The following is a 15,052-nucleotide window of genomic DNA, read 5'->3' as shown; positions in this document are numbered from 1 at the left end:
CGCCCGGCGGCGGCCAGGACCCGGCGGGATCCAGGCGGCCGGACCGGCCAGGGCCCGCAGGCCCGGCGACCCGGGCCGGGTCGCGGGGGGAGGGCGAGGGACCATGCCTGAGCATGTGATGTCAGCCGGCCGTGGCGGTGCCGCCACGGCGTCCTCACCGCTGGTGGAGCCCAGGGGAGTGTCCTGGGCGTAGGCTGCCGGCTTCGGCCGCGTTGACCTCCGAGGGGGCGGCAATGCGTGGACTACCGCTCGCGGCGTGGGCGTACGTCTGCGGGGTGGTCGCGCTGGCGACCGGTCTCATCGCGGACAATCTCGGCGCGGCCCACTTCAAGCCCAGCGACTGGCAGACGCTCGCCGTGCTCGCGGTGCTGTTCCTCATCTGCGACTCGGCGCCCGCGCTGCTCAACATCGAACGGGCCCGGGTCTCCCTCAGCTTCGCCGCCAGCCTGGCCTCGGTCGTCCTGCTCGGCCCGGTGGGCGCCGCGCTGCTCGGCTTCTGCGCGGTCGTCACCGGCCAGCGGCTGTTCGCCCCGGTCAAGCGGCTGTTCAACGGCGCGCAGTTCGCGCTGTGCGGCTTCGCGTCCGGCACCGTCTTCGGGGCGCTCGCCGGTGACGACCTCAAGCCGAAGCGGGCCGAGTGGGTCGAGGAGGTCATCGGCCCGTTCATCGGCGCGCTCGTCACGTTCGTGCTGGTCAACCTGCTGCTGGTGGCGGGCATCCTGCTGCTCAGCAAGCAGGCCACGCTGCGCGAGCTGCTGCGCGAGAGCGGCGGGCTGGCGTTCGGCTGTCTGGGCTACGGCATGTTCGGCATGCTCATCGCGGGCCTGTGGCACTGGGCCGGGCCGCTGGCCGCCGTGCTGGTGCTGCTGCCGCTGTTCATCGCGCGCTGGGCGCTGGAGCAGACACGCGCGCAGCAGCAGGCGCACGCCGCCACCCTCGCCGCGCTCTGCCAGGCGGTCGAGACCAAGGACTACTACACCCGAGGCCACAGCGAACGCGTGTCGCGCGGCTCGGTGATGATCGCCCAGCAGATCGGCATGCGCTCGGACCGGGTCGAGGCCATCCGTTACGCGGGCATGCTGCACGACGTCGGCAAGCTCGGCGTGCCGACCAAGGTGCTGCGCAAGTCCGGCTCGCTCACCGAGGAGGAGTTCGCCGCGATCCAGCTGCACCCGATGCGCGGCCTGGAGATCGTGCGGGAGATCGGCTTCCTGGAGGAAGCGTTGCAGGGCATCATGCACCACCACGAGAAGATGAACGGCCGCGGCTATCCCATGGGCCTGGCCGGCGACGAGATCCCCGAGTTCGCCCGCATCATCGGCGTCGCGGACGCGTTCGACTCGATGACCTCCACCCGCTCCTACCGGGCCGCCCGCTCGATCGAGGAGGCCGTCGACGAGCTGCGCAAGTGCGCGGGCGACCACTTCGACCCGGCCATGGTCGACGCGTTCCTGTGCGCGCTGGAACGCGACGGCTGGGACCCTCCCAAACCGGTCGTCCTGCCGGAGGACAACATCGTGGAGATCACCTTGCAGGACCACGACGATCCGACGGTGCCGATCCGCGTCGCGGGCGGCGACGAGGTCCGGCGGTAACCGGTGGCCACCCAGGAACGCGCCGCGTGGCAGACGCTCGACTCGGGCCAGCTGCTGCTGATCGCCTCCGCCGGGCTCTTCGTGATCGTCGCGGTCACGCAGGTGGCCGCGGTCGGCCTGGTCCAGCCCGATGTCGCGGTCATCTTCGGCGTGCTGATCGCCCTCGGCGAGCTGTTCCGCATGGTGATGCCCGGCAACCGCGAGGTGGCGCCGATCGCCACCGCGGGCGCGATCGGCTACGCCCTGCTGGTCGGGGTCGGCCACGAGGGCGGCCGGGTCGACCCCGAGCTCGGCGTGGTGCTGGCGACGCACTCGCCGCTGCAGGTGGTCGCCGTCACCGCCGTCGGCATGCTCATCGGCTCGCTGCCGCACCTCGCGGTCGGGCGCTCGTTCGGCCTGGACGCGATGGCCCGCCGGCTGTTCACCGTGGCGGTGGTGGCCCTGTGCTTCCGGCCGCTCGTGACCGCGGGGCTCGACCGCAAGGTGCTGCTGGCGATGATGGGCGTGGTCGCCGTCATCGCGTGCTTCGCCGACGTGCTGGTCGCGTCGATGATCCGGGCCGAGGCGGCGCGGACCCGCTTCGGCATCGCGGTGCGCGACGAGATCCGCGCCAAGATGGCGCTCTGCGCGGCCACCACGGCGACGGCCATGCTCGTCGCCGTCTCCACCACCGTGATGGGCCCGGTGGCTCTGCTGATCTTCACGGCGCCGATCCTGGTCACGCAGTTCGCGTTCCGCCGCTACGCCGGCGTGCGCACCACCTACCTCCAGACGGTGCGCGCGTTGTCGCGCGTCACCGAGGTGGGCGGCTACGTCGAAGCGGGGCATTCGCGCCGGGTGTCCCGGTTCGCCGTGGCGATGGGCCGCGAGCTCGGCATGTGCGAGGAGGAGCTCCTCGAACTGGAGTACGCCGCGCTCATGCACGACATCGGCCAGCTCTCGCTCGCCGATCCCATCCCCGGCGGCGCCACCGTGCTGGCCTCGCCGACCGAGCAACGACGCATCGCCGAGCTCGGCTCCGAGGTGATCAAACAGACCGGCGTGCTCGACCGGGTGGCCTACATCGTGCACCTGTCGTCCCACCCGTACCGCACCGGCCACGGCACGGCGCAGGGCGGCGACGGCGCGGCCGTCGACCGGCCGGTGCCGCCGCCGCTCGCCAGCCGCATCATCAAGGTCGCCAACGCCTATGACGACCTGGTCGGCGACTCCGGCGACCGCGACCGCGGCGCCGCCGTGCTGGAACGGCTCCGGCTCGACTCGGCCTCCGAGTACGACCCCACCGTGGTCGAGGCGCTCAGCCGCGTCGTCGACCGCTACGTCCGCCGCTGACCCGCGTCCGGCGCTGATCCGCGTCCGCCGCTGACCCGCGTCCGCCGCGGGCATGCCGCCGGACAAAACAACGGATCGGTATTTGTCCATGGCGTGGCCCGACCGGAGACCATCGCACCACTAGTCTCGGCCTCGTCCAGGTGTCGCAGGCTGCTCGGGTGGTAAGTACCGGCCGAGCCGACGAAGGGGTGTCCGCAGGTGTTCGAATCCGTGCTCGTGGCGAATCGCGGCGAGATCGCCAGCCGGATCGTCCACACCGCGCGCAAGATGGGGATCAAGGCCATCGCCGTCTACTCCGAGGCGGACGCCGACCTGCCGTTCGTCGCCGAGGCCGACGAGGCCATCCTCATCGGGCCGCCGCAGCCCGCCGCCAGCTACCTGGAGGCCCCCGCGGTCCTTGAGGCCGCCCGCCGCACCAACGCCCAGGCCGTGCACCCGGGCTACGGCTTCCTCGCCGAGAGCGCCGAGTTCGCCCGCCGCGTGATCGACTCCGGTCGGATCTGGGTCGGCCCCCCGCCGCTGGCCATCGCCCGGATGAGCGACAAGATCAACGCCCGCAACCTGATGAAGGAGGCCGGTGTCCCGGTCGCCCCCGGCACCTGGGAGCCCGTGCCCGACGTCGGCACCGCCGTGGAGGAGGCCGAGCGCATCGGCTATCCCGTCATGGTCAAGGCCGCCGCCGGTGGAGGCGGCATCGGCATGAGCGCCGCGTTCGACGAGGCGGGCCTGCGCGAGGCCTACGAGACGGCGCGGTCGCGGGCGGAACGGTTCTTCGGCGGCCCCGACATCCTGATCGAGAAGTTCGTCCAGCACGCCCGCCACGTCGAGGTGCAGATCTTCGGGCTGGCCGACGGCACCGTCATCGCGCTGGGCGAGCGCGACTGCTCGGTGCAGCGCCGCCACCAGAAGGTCGTCGAGGAGACGCCGTCCCCCGGCATCACCCCCGAGCTGCGCGAACGCATGCTCGCCGCGGCCGTGCGCGCGGGCGAGGCGATCGGCTACCGCGGCGCCGGAACGGTCGAGTGCCTCGTCGGGGAGGCCGCTGGGGGCGGAAACGGCGGCGACCCGGCCACGCAGGACTTCTTCTTCCTGGAGATGAACACCCGCCTCCCGGTCGAGCATCCGATCACCGAGATGGTCACCGGTCTGGACCTGGTCGAGCTGCAGTTCCGCGTCGCGGCCGGGGAGCAGGTCACGCTCGGGCCGGTCCCGCCGAGCGGCCACGCGATCGAGTTCCGGGTGTACGCCGAGGACCCGGAACGTTTCCTGCCCAACCCCGGAGAGATCAAGGTGTGGGAGGAGCCCGTCGGCCCCGGCATCCGGATCGACGCCGGCTACGCCGAGGGCAACACGGTCACCCCGTTCTACGACCCGCTGCTGGCCAAGCTGTGCGTGCACGGCACCGACCGGGCCGACGCGCTGCGCCGCGCACGCGCCGCGCTCGACGCCTTCCGGATCGAGGGACTGAAGACCAACCTTCCGTTCCTCGTCGAACTGCTGGACCGGCCCGAGTTCGCGGAGGGCACCTACGACACCGGTCTCGTGGCCCGCATGCGCGGCGTCGGTGGGTGACGGGAAGAGCGGGTGACGGGAAGAACGGCTGAAAGGACGAGGTACTGTGCCGCTCGTGGAGACGACGTACTGTGATCGCTGCGGCGAACCCGCCCAGCAGGGCGACCACGGCCCGTGCCGCGCCGCCCGCCGGATGGAGCCGCCCCGCTACTGCGCGCGCTGCCGCCGCCGCATGATCGTCCAGGTGACGCCCACCGGCTGGAACGCCCGCTGCTCCGAGCACGGCGAGCTCGCGTCCGCCTGAAGGTTAGTCGTTAGAGTCCTGACGACGCTTGCGGGAGCGGCTTGATTGGGACGATGCCGATACCTCGCTCGATCCTCAGCAAGGACGACCTCCCCGACCTCGACCTGACCGTGATCGCCGGAACGTGGCCCGACGACGTGACCGGCCACTTCGTCGTCAGCACGTCGGACCAGCGCACGCATCCCGTCCACGCGTTCTTCGGCGACGGTGTGATGGCGCGCCTGACGTTGCGGCCGGACACCGGCGGCACCTTCGCGTGGCGGCCCCGCGTCATCGAGACCCCGTCGGTACGGCTGCGCCGCAAACGCCCCGATCTCTTCACCGCCGGCCCGGTCGGCACCAACTCGCCCTGGGGCTTCGTCAACGCCGCCAACACGGCCCCGCTGCCCTGGGGCGACCGGCTCTTCGCCACCTGGGACGCCGGGCGGCCGGTCGAGGTCGACCCCGGGACCCTGGCGTTCGTCGCCGAGGTGGGGCACCGCGACGACTGGAAACCGAGCATCGACCAGGCCGTGCTGCCGCTGATCTCCTCCACGGCGCATCCGGTCGTCGACCCGGAACGCGACTGCCTGTGGAGCGTCAGCCGGGACGTCCTGACCGGCGCGATCTCGGTGGTCCGCTATGACGGCACCGGCAAGCACGTCCGGCGCTGGACTGTCGAAGACGCGACGTTGCCGCAGTCCACGCACACCATCACCCAGACCCGGGACTGGCTGATCCTCGCCGACACCGCGTACAAGGTCGATCCTGAGGAGGTCTTCGGCGGCGACCGCACCGTCGCCAACAATCCCGGCGGGCCCGTCCTGCTGATCCGCAAGGACGACCTCGACCCCGGCCGTTCCACCGTGGGCTGCCGGGAGTTCCGGATCGCGCCCGAGGTCAACCACTTCTACGCGCGCTACGACGACTCCGGCGGCGTCCAGGTCGTCATGGAGCACACGCCGGGCGTGGACATCGGCATGTACCTGCGCGAAGACGACCTCGACCTCCACGGCCGGCCCATCGACCCGGCCCTGCGCGGCATGTACTGCCACGGGATGACGCCCGCGCTGACCACGGTCCTCGACTTCGACCCGGAGACCGGCAGGGTCCGCGAACGTGCCCGCGCGTACGACCCCCGGCGCTGGTGGCAGGCGGAGCTGTCGGCGATCGACTGGAGCTTCGAGGGCCAGCTGGCACCGACCCGCCACCACCTGATCTTTCTGGGCTTCCATCCCGAGGCCATCAACCAGCGCGCCCTGCGCAACTACGGCGACCGCGTCGACACCTCGCTCTTCCCGCCCGAGGAGACCCCGGCCGCCCTGGTGACCTTCGACCGCGAGGCGCTCAAACCGCTCTCCGAATGGACGTTCGCGCTGGACGACTACCCGACGTCCCCGACCTTCGTTCCCCGCGGCGGCGCTCCGGGCGGCCACGACGGCTATCTGGTCCTGGCCGTCCACAACGACGACCGCTTCCGGATCGAGCTCTTCGACGCCGCCGACGTCTCCCGAGGTCCCGTCGCCGTTCTGGCCCCTCCGCACGGCACCACGGTCCCGTTCCTCATCCACTCGGCCTGGATGCCCGAAGCGCGTCCTGCTCCCCAGGGCCTGGACCGTCTCGCCTTCGCCGACGATCTGGACGACCGCCTGAACCAGCTCCCGCCCGAGCTGGTCGCGGTGGCCCAGGAAGTGGCCGCCGACCTGGCCGTCTAGCCGTACCTGCTCAGGCGCGCGCCACGTCCTTGCAGGCGTGCTCGTCGGGAAGCAGCGGACGGAAGCGGACGGAGTAGGTCTTGCCACGGCTCAGCCAGATGGCGCCTGGGACGAGCTTGTCAGCGGTGGCCGGGGGCGGTGCCGCCACCACCGTGCAGCTGGCTCCGCCTACCTGCTCGCCCTGTCCGAGCGGCGTGAGAGGCCAAGGCTTGACCGGCTTTCCGGAAGGCGTGGTCTCGCTGGAGAGAACGGCGACCTGGAGCGGGGTGTAGGTGTGGTGCGAGCCTTCCTGGTCGGCTGCGGGCCAGGCGAAGGGCTGGAGGCGTTTCCACAGGTGAACGGCGGGATCGTCGGGCTGGGACTCGGGGTGGACGATCCGCGTCCGTGCCCCGCCCAGGGTGATCTCCAGGGTCTGCGCATCGGCGATGTCCTCGGGGCCGGCCGTTCTGGAACGTTCGAGACCAGCGGTCCGGGCGTCGTCGAGCAGCCGTTTCAGGGCGCCGCGCGTCAGCTGGAACTCCGCCATGGCCGGGATCGGCCCAACGGCGCCCTGCCGCGGCGCGAACGCGCGGCCGTCGGCGTAGAGGGAGAACTCGGGGATGCTGCCGGGCCCGCCCAGACCGGCGAAGCCACCGGTCACCCGCCAACGCAGCAGGAGCCGGGCGGCCGACCCGGTCTGCGGATCCTTGGGAACGGCCGTCGCCGTCGCCGTCGGCCTCCACGTCGGGCAGTCGGAGAGAGCGCAGGCTTCCTCGTCGTCCCAGACCGAGCCACAGGCGGTGAGGACGCCCACGCTGATCAGGATGCCGATCACGCGTACGGCTGCCATGCGGCTTGGACGCGGGGGCGGCGCCGCGGGTTCCGTTTACAAAGTTCGTACGTCCAAGACTGTGGGATTCGGCGAACGATCATCGGCTGACCGCACGCTAGTGTGCGGCTCGTGAGTGTGCTCGTGGTGACCGGAACCTGTACGGGCGTCGGCAAGACGGTCGTCACCGCGGCGCTGGCCGCGCTGGCGGCGTCGCGGGGGACGCCGGTGGCCGTCGTCAAGCCGGGGCAGACCGGCGTGGCACCCGGCGAGCCGGGTGATCTCGACGAGGTGCGGCGGCTCGCCGCCATCGACGACGTGCATGAGTTCGGGCGTTTCCCCGATGCGCTGTCGCCCGCGGCGGCGGCGCGGCGGGCGGGGGTGCCGCCGGTCAGCCTGCCCGGGGTCGTGGACCGGATCCGCGCGCTGTCCGAGACGCGGCGGCTGGTGCTGGTCGAGGGCGCCGGGGGGCTGCTGGTCCGGTACGACGACGAGGGCGCGACGGTCGCCGACCTGGCGCGATGGCTCGGCGCCGCCGTGGTCGTGGTCGTACGGCCGGGCCTCGGCACGCTCAACCACACCGCCCTGACCCTGGAGGCGATGGCACATCGCGGCATCCAGCTCGCCGGAGTCGTGATCGGGGAGTGGCCGGACGAGCCCGACCCGGCCATGCGCAGCAACATCCACGACCTGGAGACGATCGCCGCACGGCCGCTCGCCGGGGCACTGCCGGCGGGCGCGGGGGCCCTGGACCCCGCCGAGTTCCTGGTCACCGCCCACCGGGCGCTGGCCCCGGCTTTCGGCGGTGCCTTCGACGCTGCTACCTTCCGCGATAGCTACGGCCTCACTAAGGAGCATCCGTGACCGACATCCTCGAGGTGGCCCGCCACCAGGTTCTCGACGAGGGAAGGGGCCTGTCCGCCGAGCAGGCCCTGGAATGCCTGAACCTCCCCGGCGACCGGCTTGAGGAGTTGCTCGCCCTCGCCCACGAGGTCCGCATGCGCTGGTGCGGCCCGGAGGTCGAGGTCGAGGGGATCATTTCCCTCAAGACCGGCGGCTGCCCGGAGGACTGCCACTTCTGCTCGCAGTCCGGCCAGTTCACCTCGCCCGTCCGGTCGGTGTGGCTCAACATCCCCGAGCTGGTCGAGGCCGCCAAGGAGACCGCCAAGACCGGCGCGACCGAGTTCTGCATCGTCGCCGCGGTCCGCGGTCCGGACGAGCGACTGATGAAGCAGGTCCGCGAGGGCATCAAGGCGATCAACGAGGCCGTCGAGATCAACATCGCCTGCTCGCTCGGCATGCTCACCCAGGCCCAGGTCGACGAGCTGACCGAGATGGGCGTGCACCGCTACAACCACAACCTTGAGACCGCCCGCTCCCACTTTTCCACCGTGGTCACCACGCACAGCTGGGAGGAGCGCTGGGACACCCTCCGCATGGTCAAGGAGGCGGGCATGGAGGTCTGCTGCGGCGGCATCATCGGCATGGGTGAGACGGTCGAGCAGCGCGCCGAGTTCGCCGGGCAGCTGGCCGAGCTGGAGCCCGACGAGGTCCCCCTCAACTTCCTGACCCCGCGCCCGGGCACCCCGTTCGAGAACTTCTCGCTGGTCGAGGGCGGCGAGGCCCTCAAAACGATCGCCACGTTCCGGCTGGCCCTGCCGCGCACGATCCTGCGCTACGCCGGCGGCCGCGAGCTCACGCTCGGTGACCTCGGCACCCGCGACGGCATGCTGGGCGGCATCAACGCCATGATCGTCGGAAACTACCTGACCACCCTGGGCCGTCCCGCCGAGCAGGACCTGGAGCTCCTCACCGAACTCCAGATGCCCATCAAGGCCCTCTCCCAGACGCTCTGACCGTCAGGCCGCGCCGCCGGCCGAGGAGCAGGCCCGAGATCACGGCCGGCTTCTCAGCCGCGGCGGAGACGGGTGATGAACTTGTAGCGGTCGCCGCGGTAGAGCGACTGCGCCCATTCGACGGGCTGGCCGGTGGAGTCGAAGGCGTGCCTGGAGAGCAGGAGCATCGGCAGGCCGACGTCGACGCCCAGGAGTTGGGCGTCGTGCGGGGTGGCCAGGACGGTCTCGATGGTCTCCTCGGCCTCGGCGAGGTGCACGTCGTAGGCGGTCGCGAGCGTCTCGTACAGCGAACGGTGGCGCGGGAGCTCGCGGCGCAGGCCGGGGAAGCGGCGGGCCGGCAGGTGCGAGGTGTCGATCGACATCGCCTCGCCGTCGGCCAGGCGCAGCCGGTGGATGCGCAGGACCCGGCCGCCGGGGCGGATGCCGAGGAGGGCGGCCAGGCGTTCGTCGGCGCTGACGTAGCCGATCTCCAGGATGCGGGTCTCCGGCTGGAGGCCGTGGTGGCGCATGTCCTCGGTGTAGCTGACCAGCTGGAGCTCTTGGGAGACCTTCGGTTTGGCGACGAAGGTGCCCTTGCCCTGGATGCGCTGGAGGCGTCCCTCGACGACCAGCTCAGCCAGGGCCTGGCGGACCGTGGTCCGGGAGGTCTCGTACTTCTCGGCGAGGGTGCGTTCGGGCGGCAGCGGGCTGCCCGGGGGGAGCTGCTGGATCAGCTCGACCAGCAGCTCCTTGAGCTTGTAGTACTTGGGGATGCGCGGAGCGGGCCCCGAGTGGTGACGTCCGATGTCGCTCATGGCGTCGAATCCGGGCCCCGGACGGGGCCCACCCCTGACCTCCGTCACGGACTCTCCTTACGTTCACCACCGGTTGTCCCCGATGTTACGTGTGAAGACTACGGCCGGTAGAGCCCCGCCACCGCCGCCAGGGCCTGCCGGAGCGTTGTGAGGTCGGCCTCGGTCACCGTCGCGCGGGCCGTGAGGCGCAGGCACGCCCGGCCCTTGGGGACCGACGGCGGGCGGAAGCAGCCCACGCGGGCGCCGTGTTCGGCGCAGATCTCCGCGCCGCGCAGGGCGGCCTGCGGCTCACCGAGGAAGACCGGGACGACGGCGGCGGCCGGGTCGGCGGTCTCCAGGCCCAGCCCGGCCGCGATGGCGGCCATGCTCCGGGCGGTCTCGCGAGCCCGGCCGGGCAGGCGCGGGTCGGCTTCGATGGCGTCCAGGGCGGCGAGGGCGGCGCCGGCGGCGGGCGGGTTGAGGCCGGTGTCGAAGATGAACGCCCGGCCGGTGTCGACCAGCGTGTCGATCAGCTCCGGGGCGCCCAGCACCGCGCCGCCCTGCGCGGCGAGCGACTTGGACAGGGTGAGGGTGAGGACGACGTCGGGCTCGGCGGTCAGCCCGGCGGCGTGCGCGGCGCCCCGGCCCTGGTCGCCGACGACGCCGAGGGCGTGCGCCTCGTCGATCACCAGCAGGGCGCCGTGCGCGCGGGCGGCCGTGTGGAGGGCGGTCAGGGGCGCGAGGTCGCCGTCCACGGAGAAGACGGCGTCGGTGACCACGAGGGCGTGCTCCTCCTCCCGTTCGGCCAGCGCCTGCTCGACGGCGGCCACGTCCCGGTGCGGGGCGATCACCACCCGGGCCCGGGAGAGCCGGCAGGCGTCCACGATCGACGCATGGTTGACCTGGTCCGACACCACGAGCGTGCCCGCGCCCGACAGGCCCGCCACCGCGCCGAGGTTGGCCAGGTAGCCGGAGGAGAACGTCAGGCCCGCCGGGCTGCCGGTGAACGCGGCGAGGCGGCGGTCGAGCTCGTCGTGCAGCCGCGTGGTGCCCGTGACCAGCCGTGATCCGGTGGAGCCGGTACCCCAGGCGCGGGCGGCGGCGACCGCGCCCTCGATCAGCCGGGGGTCCCGGGACAGGCCCAGGTAGTCGTTGGAGGCGAGGTCGATGAGACCGTCGTGGTCGGCGGTACGGGGGCGCAGCCGGCGGCGCAGCCCCGCCGCGTCGCGGCGCTCGGTGGCGGCCCGGAACCTGTCCAGCGGGTCCTGTCCTGCGATCATCCCTGCATCCTGCCAGGTCGGCCATCCTGCCAGGTCGGCGCGGCCGGGCATGCGCGATGATGGACCGGTGCCTACCCTGACCGATCTGGTGCGCGACCACACCGACCTCAACGGGACCGACCTGGAGTGGCTGCACGCCCTCGTGTCGGACTGGCAGTTGCTGGCCGACCTGTCGTTCGCCGACCTGCTGCTGTGGGTTCCGCTGCGTTCGGCGGAGGCCCTGCCCGCCGAGGACGAGGGGAGGGCACGGCCGCGCCCGGCCCGCGCCGGGCAGGCGCCGCTTCCCGGGGGCGGCTCGGTCCCCGGCTGGGTGGCGGTCGCGCAGATGCGCCCGACGACGGGACCGACCGCCTATCCCGAGGACCTGGTCGGCAAGATCGTGCGGTCCGGACGGCGCGGGCTGATCGACGTGGCCTGGCGGGAACGGCGCATCGTGCGCGAGGGCGATCCCGAATGGGGCAGCGGCATTCCCGTCCGGGAGGAGTCGATCCCGGTGCGCCGGGGGGCCAAGCTGCTCGGCGTCATCCAGCGCAGCACCAACCTCAGCTCCGCCCGTACCCCGAGCCGCCTGGAGCTCACCTACCTGCAGAGCGCCAGCGACCTCGCCCAGATGATCTCCGAAGGGCGCTTTCCGGTGCCGGGCGAGGAGCCCAACCTCGTCCGTTCGCCCCGGGTAGGTGACGGGCTGGTCCGCCTGGACCGGACCGGCCGCGTGACCTACGCCAGCCCGAACGCGCAATCGGCCTACCGGCGCCTGGGCTTGCAGGCCGACCTCGTCGGCGAGTCGCTCGGCGAGGTGACGGCGGAGCTGTGCGACACCGGCGAGCCGCTGGAGGAGGCGCTGACCGCACTCCTCAGCGGCCGTGCGCCGCGCGAGGTCGAGGTCGAGTCGAACGGGTCGATCATGCAGCTGCGCACCATCCCGCTGGTGGTCGGCGGCGCCCGGATCGGTGCCGTCGTGCTGGTCCGCGACGTCACCGAGCTCCGCTGGCGGGACCGGGAGCTGATGACCAAGGACGCCACCATCCGCGAGATCCACCACCGGGTCAAGAACAACCTGCAGACGGTGGCCGCGCTGCTGCGCCTCCAGGCCCGCCGGCTCCGCATCCCCGAGGGCCGCGCCGCGCTGGACGAGGCGGTACGCCGCGTCGGCTCGATCGCGATCGTGCACGAGACGCTCTCGCTCACCCCGGACGAGCTGATCGACTTCGATGACATCGCCGATCGTGTGATCACCATGGCGGGTGAGGTCTCCACGCCCGAGACCCGGGTCGTGCCCAAGCGCAGCGGCAGCTTCGGCGTGCTGCCCGCCGAGATCGCCACGCCCCTGGCCATGGCGCTCACCGAGTTGCTGCAGAACGCGCTGGAGCACGGGCTGCCCGACCACCGCGACGGCACCCTGGAGGTCGTGGCCCATCGCTCCGACGGTGACGACCGCCGCCTGGTCGCCACGGTCGCCGACGACGGCGTCGGCCTGCCCGCCGACTTCGACGTGGAGAGCAGCAACAGCCTCGGCCTGCAGATCGTCCGCACCCTCATCGTGGGCGAGCTGGGCGGCACCCTCGACTTCCGTCCCCGTTCCGGCGGCGGCACCGAGGTGATCGTCGACGTTCCCCTGGACCACAGCAACCGTCCCAGCGCACCGCCCGCCCGCTGACCTCCGTCCACCCCCAGGGGTGGAACGACAAACGCCCGTGGCTTGGCCACGGGCGTTCGCAGGATCCTGGCCGGCGTCCACTGCTCTCCGGCTGGGGAGTTCGGAGGCTGCGCCGGGTACACCCGGCGGGGCCGGGCGTCAGGTGTTCGCGATGTGTGAGCTAGAGGTTGGCGTTGGCGCGGGCACGGGCGCGCGCGTTGCGGCGCTTGAGCGCGCGGCGCTCGTCCTCGCCCATGCCGCCCCAGACTCCGGAATCCTGGCCGGACTCGATGGCCCAGCGGAGACAGGAGTCGGTGACGTCGCAGCGGCGGCATACCTGCTTGGCCTCTTCGATCTGCAGGATCGCGGGCCCGGTGTTGCCGATCGGGAAGAACAGCTCGGGATCCACGTCACGGCAGGCTGCGCGGTGGCGCCAGTCCATGCGGTCCACTCCTTCGTCAACGTGGAGATGCGGCTCCACTTGTGAACGGTTTCACATGTCGCGAACACCCCGTGCCGCGAAGGGCGAATGTCCAGGGGTGATGTGGTTGCGGCGCTGCGAGCAGGTGGCTGACGACGCTGGGCCCCTGTCGGCTGGCGCACTTTGAGCGTGTCAGGGCTCCGCGGGCAGGCGCAAGACCTTTGAGAAACGTTTCTCAAAGTATGGGTGTCGTATGTGTCACATCAGTGAGTCCGGCTTGTTGCTTTGTCGTTAACAGGGCCTGCGAACAGCCTCATATGACAACGCGTATCGCCTTGGGCACCGATCGGAATGTGATGCACTCCTGCTCGCCAAGGTAGTCGCCGTCCAGCTGAAAGGCCACGGGACGCTCCGCGCGGAGTGTGAGTTCCGCCGCATCGTGCACGTTGAGCACGTGCCTTCCCTGGACGAGCCGGTTACCGCCCAGCAACATCTGCGCGACGGCGCCCGCCATCGGGAGAACGTCCATGGATCGCATTCCGAAGACGTCCAGACCGCGGCTGAAGTTGGCGCGGGGAGTGAGATTCAGCGGACGCCGTCCCATGAAAGTCCAAGGCGCGGTGTTGGACACGAACGCGAAAAAGAGACCGGGTCTTGCGGGCTGTCCGGGCTGCTCCAGGGTGAGCGTCGCCTGTTTGCGGTCGGTGCCGGTGAAGTACTGCCGGAGCGTGGTCCGCACGTACAGTGACGGGTCGGCCTTGGCGCCCGCCACCCGGCGCCGCTCGACCTCGCGGACCACCTCCGCGTCCAGGCCGACCCCGGCGCAGAACGTGAAGTAGCGCTCCGTCCCGCCCGCCCGGTCGTGCCCCGCCATCCCCGACGAGCCGCCGGTGAGGAGCGCGGTGCCCAGGCCGACGGTGCGGTAACGACCGGCTCGCAGGGCTTCGAGTACGGGACGCGTCGCGGCGAGCGGGTCGTTGGGCAGCCCCACCGCGCGGGCGAACACGTTGGCGCTGCCGCACGGCAGGACCGCCAGCGCCGGAAGGTCGGGGGAGGGGCCGTCGGCCAGGAGCCCGTTGACGGTCTCGTTCACCGTGCCGTCGCCGCCCAGGACCACCACGACGTCGTAGCCCTCCTCGGCGGCCTGCCGGCCGAGCTCGGTCGCGTGACCGCGGTGTCCCGTCTCGGCGACGTGCAGGTCGAGGTCGCCGGAGAAGGCCCGGACGAGGACGTCACGGGCCCGCTGAGACGTGGAGGTCGCCTTGGGGTTGGCGATGAGCATGGCGCGCACCGCGCCAGGGTATACATCGCGCTCGACCGCACAGACGCGAACCTCACGGTGGTGACGTGGCGGGTAGGGTTTCGGGTTGTGTCGAAGCGTCCCTTGACCGTCCACGCCGCCGCCGCCCTTGAGGCCGCGGAGGGTCTCGCCGCCCTCGGGTTCGGGCTCTATGTCGGGGTGGAGACCCTGATCGGCGATCCCCAGGACCCCGCGACCGCGATCGGGGTGACCGCGCTGGCGCTGGCCGGCGGCGCGGGGATGCTCGCGTGCGCGCGCGGCCTGCTGCGCGCCGAGCCGTGGAGCCGCGCGCCGACGGTGCTGACGCAGCTGTTCGCGCTGCCGATCGCCTGGTCGCTGTGGCAGAGCGAGCAGTACCTCATCGGCGTTCCGCTCGGCGTCGTCGCCGTCCTGGCCCTCGTCACGGCGCTCGCCCCGCCGAGCACGGCCTGGCTCGTCCATGACGAGACCGGCGAGCTCGACGAGGCTGACGAGGACGGCGAGGACGGCGGCGCGGCCGGCACCGGGAGCGCGGACGAACGTCCCCGCTCCGATGCCTGAC

Annotated in this window: 14 protein-coding genes; 9 read left to right on the top strand and 5 right to left on the bottom strand. The window is 71.9% G+C overall.

Features of this window, described 5'->3' with window-relative positions:
• The first annotated feature begins 233 nt into the window (after positions 1–233).
• The 5 genes from ABD333_RS19685 to ABD333_RS19665 all read left to right on the top strand — a co-directional run bounded on the left by ABD333_RS19685 (position 234) and on the right by ABD333_RS19665 (position 6,437).
• On the top strand, positions 234–1,595 hold the full coding sequence (locus tag ABD333_RS19685) for an HD-GYP domain-containing protein (RefSeq protein ID WP_344542879.1): 1,362 nt from the start codon (positions 234–236) through the stop codon (positions 1,593–1,595).
• A gap of 3 nt (positions 1,596–1,598) precedes the next feature.
• Positions 1,599–2,927 (top strand): HD-GYP domain-containing protein, encoded by a 1,329-nt coding sequence (locus ABD333_RS19680; protein ID WP_344542877.1) that lies wholly within the window; start codon positions 1,599–1,601, stop codon positions 2,925–2,927.
• Between the two features lie 198 nt (positions 2,928–3,125).
• Positions 3,126–4,499, top strand: a complete 1,374-nt coding sequence (locus ABD333_RS19675) for an acetyl-CoA carboxylase biotin carboxylase subunit (RefSeq protein ID WP_344542875.1) — start codon at positions 3,126–3,128, stop codon at positions 4,497–4,499.
• Between the two features lie 55 nt (positions 4,500–4,554).
• On the top strand, positions 4,555–4,743 hold the full coding sequence (gene bsaP, locus ABD333_RS19670) for a biotin synthase auxiliary protein BsaP (protein ID WP_344542873.1): 189 nt from the start codon (positions 4,555–4,557) through the stop codon (positions 4,741–4,743).
• A gap of 53 nt (positions 4,744–4,796) precedes the next feature.
• Positions 4,797–6,437 (top strand): carotenoid oxygenase family protein, encoded by a 1,641-nt coding sequence (locus ABD333_RS19665; protein ID WP_344542871.1) that lies wholly within the window; start codon positions 4,797–4,799, stop codon positions 6,435–6,437.
• Positions 6,438–6,447: 10 nt separating this feature from the next.
• Here the strand turns inward: ABD333_RS19665 and ABD333_RS19660 are convergent, their stop codons facing one another.
• Positions 6,448–7,266: a hypothetical protein gene (locus ABD333_RS19660; RefSeq protein WP_344542869.1), complete on the bottom strand. Its 819-nt coding sequence runs from the start codon at positions 7,264–7,266 to the stop codon at positions 6,448–6,450.
• 111 nt (positions 7,267–7,377) lie between these two features.
• On the opposite strand from ABD333_RS19660, the gene bioD reads away from it, so the two are divergent.
• Entirely contained in the window at positions 7,378–8,109 is a 732-nt protein-coding gene (gene bioD / locus ABD333_RS19655; protein ID WP_344542867.1) for a dethiobiotin synthase, read from the top strand.
• Complete coding sequence (bioB, locus tag ABD333_RS19650) at positions 8,106–9,101, top strand: biotin synthase BioB (protein ID WP_344542865.1); 996 nt, start codon at positions 8,106–8,108, stop codon at positions 9,099–9,101. Before bioD ends, bioB begins: the two co-directional genes overlap by 4 nt.
• Before the next feature lie 53 nt (positions 9,102–9,154).
• Here bioB and ABD333_RS19645 read toward each other — a convergent pair whose 3' ends face one another.
• A complete protein-coding gene (locus ABD333_RS19645; RefSeq protein WP_344543732.1) occupies positions 9,155–9,895 on the bottom strand; it encodes a GntR family transcriptional regulator in 741 nt (246 codons plus the stop codon).
• A gap of 98 nt (positions 9,896–9,993) precedes the next feature.
• The gene (locus tag ABD333_RS19640; protein WP_344542863.1) at positions 9,994–11,154 is read right to left on the bottom strand and encodes an 8-amino-7-oxononanoate synthase; all 1,161 of its coding nucleotides are present in this window, start codon (positions 11,152–11,154) and stop codon (positions 9,994–9,996) included.
• Positions 11,155–11,221: 67 nt separating this feature from the next.
• Between ABD333_RS19640 and ABD333_RS19635 the strand changes: the two genes are divergently transcribed.
• Entirely contained in the window at positions 11,222–12,811 is a 1,590-nt protein-coding gene (locus ABD333_RS19635; RefSeq protein ID WP_344542861.1) for a sensor histidine kinase, read from the top strand.
• A gap of 160 nt (positions 12,812–12,971) precedes the next feature.
• Here the strand turns inward: ABD333_RS19635 and ABD333_RS19630 are convergent, their stop codons facing one another.
• Together ABD333_RS19630 and ABD333_RS19625 are read right to left on the bottom strand one after the other, a co-directional pair.
• Positions 12,972–13,232 (bottom strand): WhiB family transcriptional regulator, encoded by a 261-nt coding sequence (locus tag ABD333_RS19630; protein ID WP_344542859.1) that lies wholly within the window; start codon positions 13,230–13,232, stop codon positions 12,972–12,974.
• Positions 13,233–13,524: 292 nt separating this feature from the next.
• A complete protein-coding gene (locus ABD333_RS19625) occupies positions 13,525–14,493 on the bottom strand; it encodes a diacylglycerol/lipid kinase family protein (protein ID WP_344543730.1) in 969 nt (322 codons plus the stop codon).
• Positions 14,494–14,580: 87 nt separating this feature from the next.
• Between ABD333_RS19625 and ABD333_RS19620 the strand changes: the two genes are divergently transcribed.
• Positions 14,581–15,051 carry a hypothetical protein gene (locus ABD333_RS19620; protein ID WP_344542857.1) on the top strand — a complete coding sequence of 157 codons (471 nt, stop codon included), beginning with the start codon at positions 14,581–14,583 and terminating at the stop codon, positions 15,049–15,051.
• The last annotated feature ends 1 nt before the right edge of the window (position 15,052 follow it).

Origin of the sequence: Actinomadura fulvescens (assembly GCF_039533225.1) — a bacterium.
In the GTDB taxonomy this organism is placed as follows: domain Bacteria; phylum Actinomycetota; class Actinomycetes; order Streptosporangiales; family Streptosporangiaceae; genus Spirillospora; species Spirillospora fulvescens.
Note: the sequence above shows the minus strand (reverse complement) of the source record. Positions and strands in the feature narration are given on the sequence as shown.

Excerpts from the sequence above, each read along its gene's own strand:
- ABD333_RS19625 (WP_344543730.1), bottom strand. The coding sequence starts at position 14,493 with ATGCTCATCGCCAACCCCAAGGCGACCTCCACGTCTCAGCGGGCCCGT.
- ABD333_RS19645 (WP_344543732.1), bottom strand. The coding sequence starts at position 9,895 with ATGAGCGACATCGGACGTCACCACTCGGGGCCCGCTCCGCGCATCCCC.
- ABD333_RS19685 (WP_344542879.1), top strand. The coding sequence starts at position 234 with ATGCGTGGACTACCGCTCGCGGCGTGGGCGTACGTCTGCGGGGTGGTC.
- ABD333_RS19630 (WP_344542859.1), bottom strand. The coding sequence starts at position 13,232 with ATGGACTGGCGCCACCGCGCAGCCTGCCGTGACGTGGATCCCGAGCTG.
- ABD333_RS19640 (WP_344542863.1), bottom strand. The coding sequence starts at position 11,154 with ATGATCGCAGGACAGGACCCGCTGGACAGGTTCCGGGCCGCCACCGAG.
- ABD333_RS19660 (WP_344542869.1), bottom strand. The coding sequence starts at position 7,266 with ATGGCAGCCGTACGCGTGATCGGCATCCTGATCAGCGTGGGCGTCCTC.
- ABD333_RS19665 (WP_344542871.1), top strand. The coding sequence starts at position 4,797 with ATGCCGATACCTCGCTCGATCCTCAGCAAGGACGACCTCCCCGACCTC.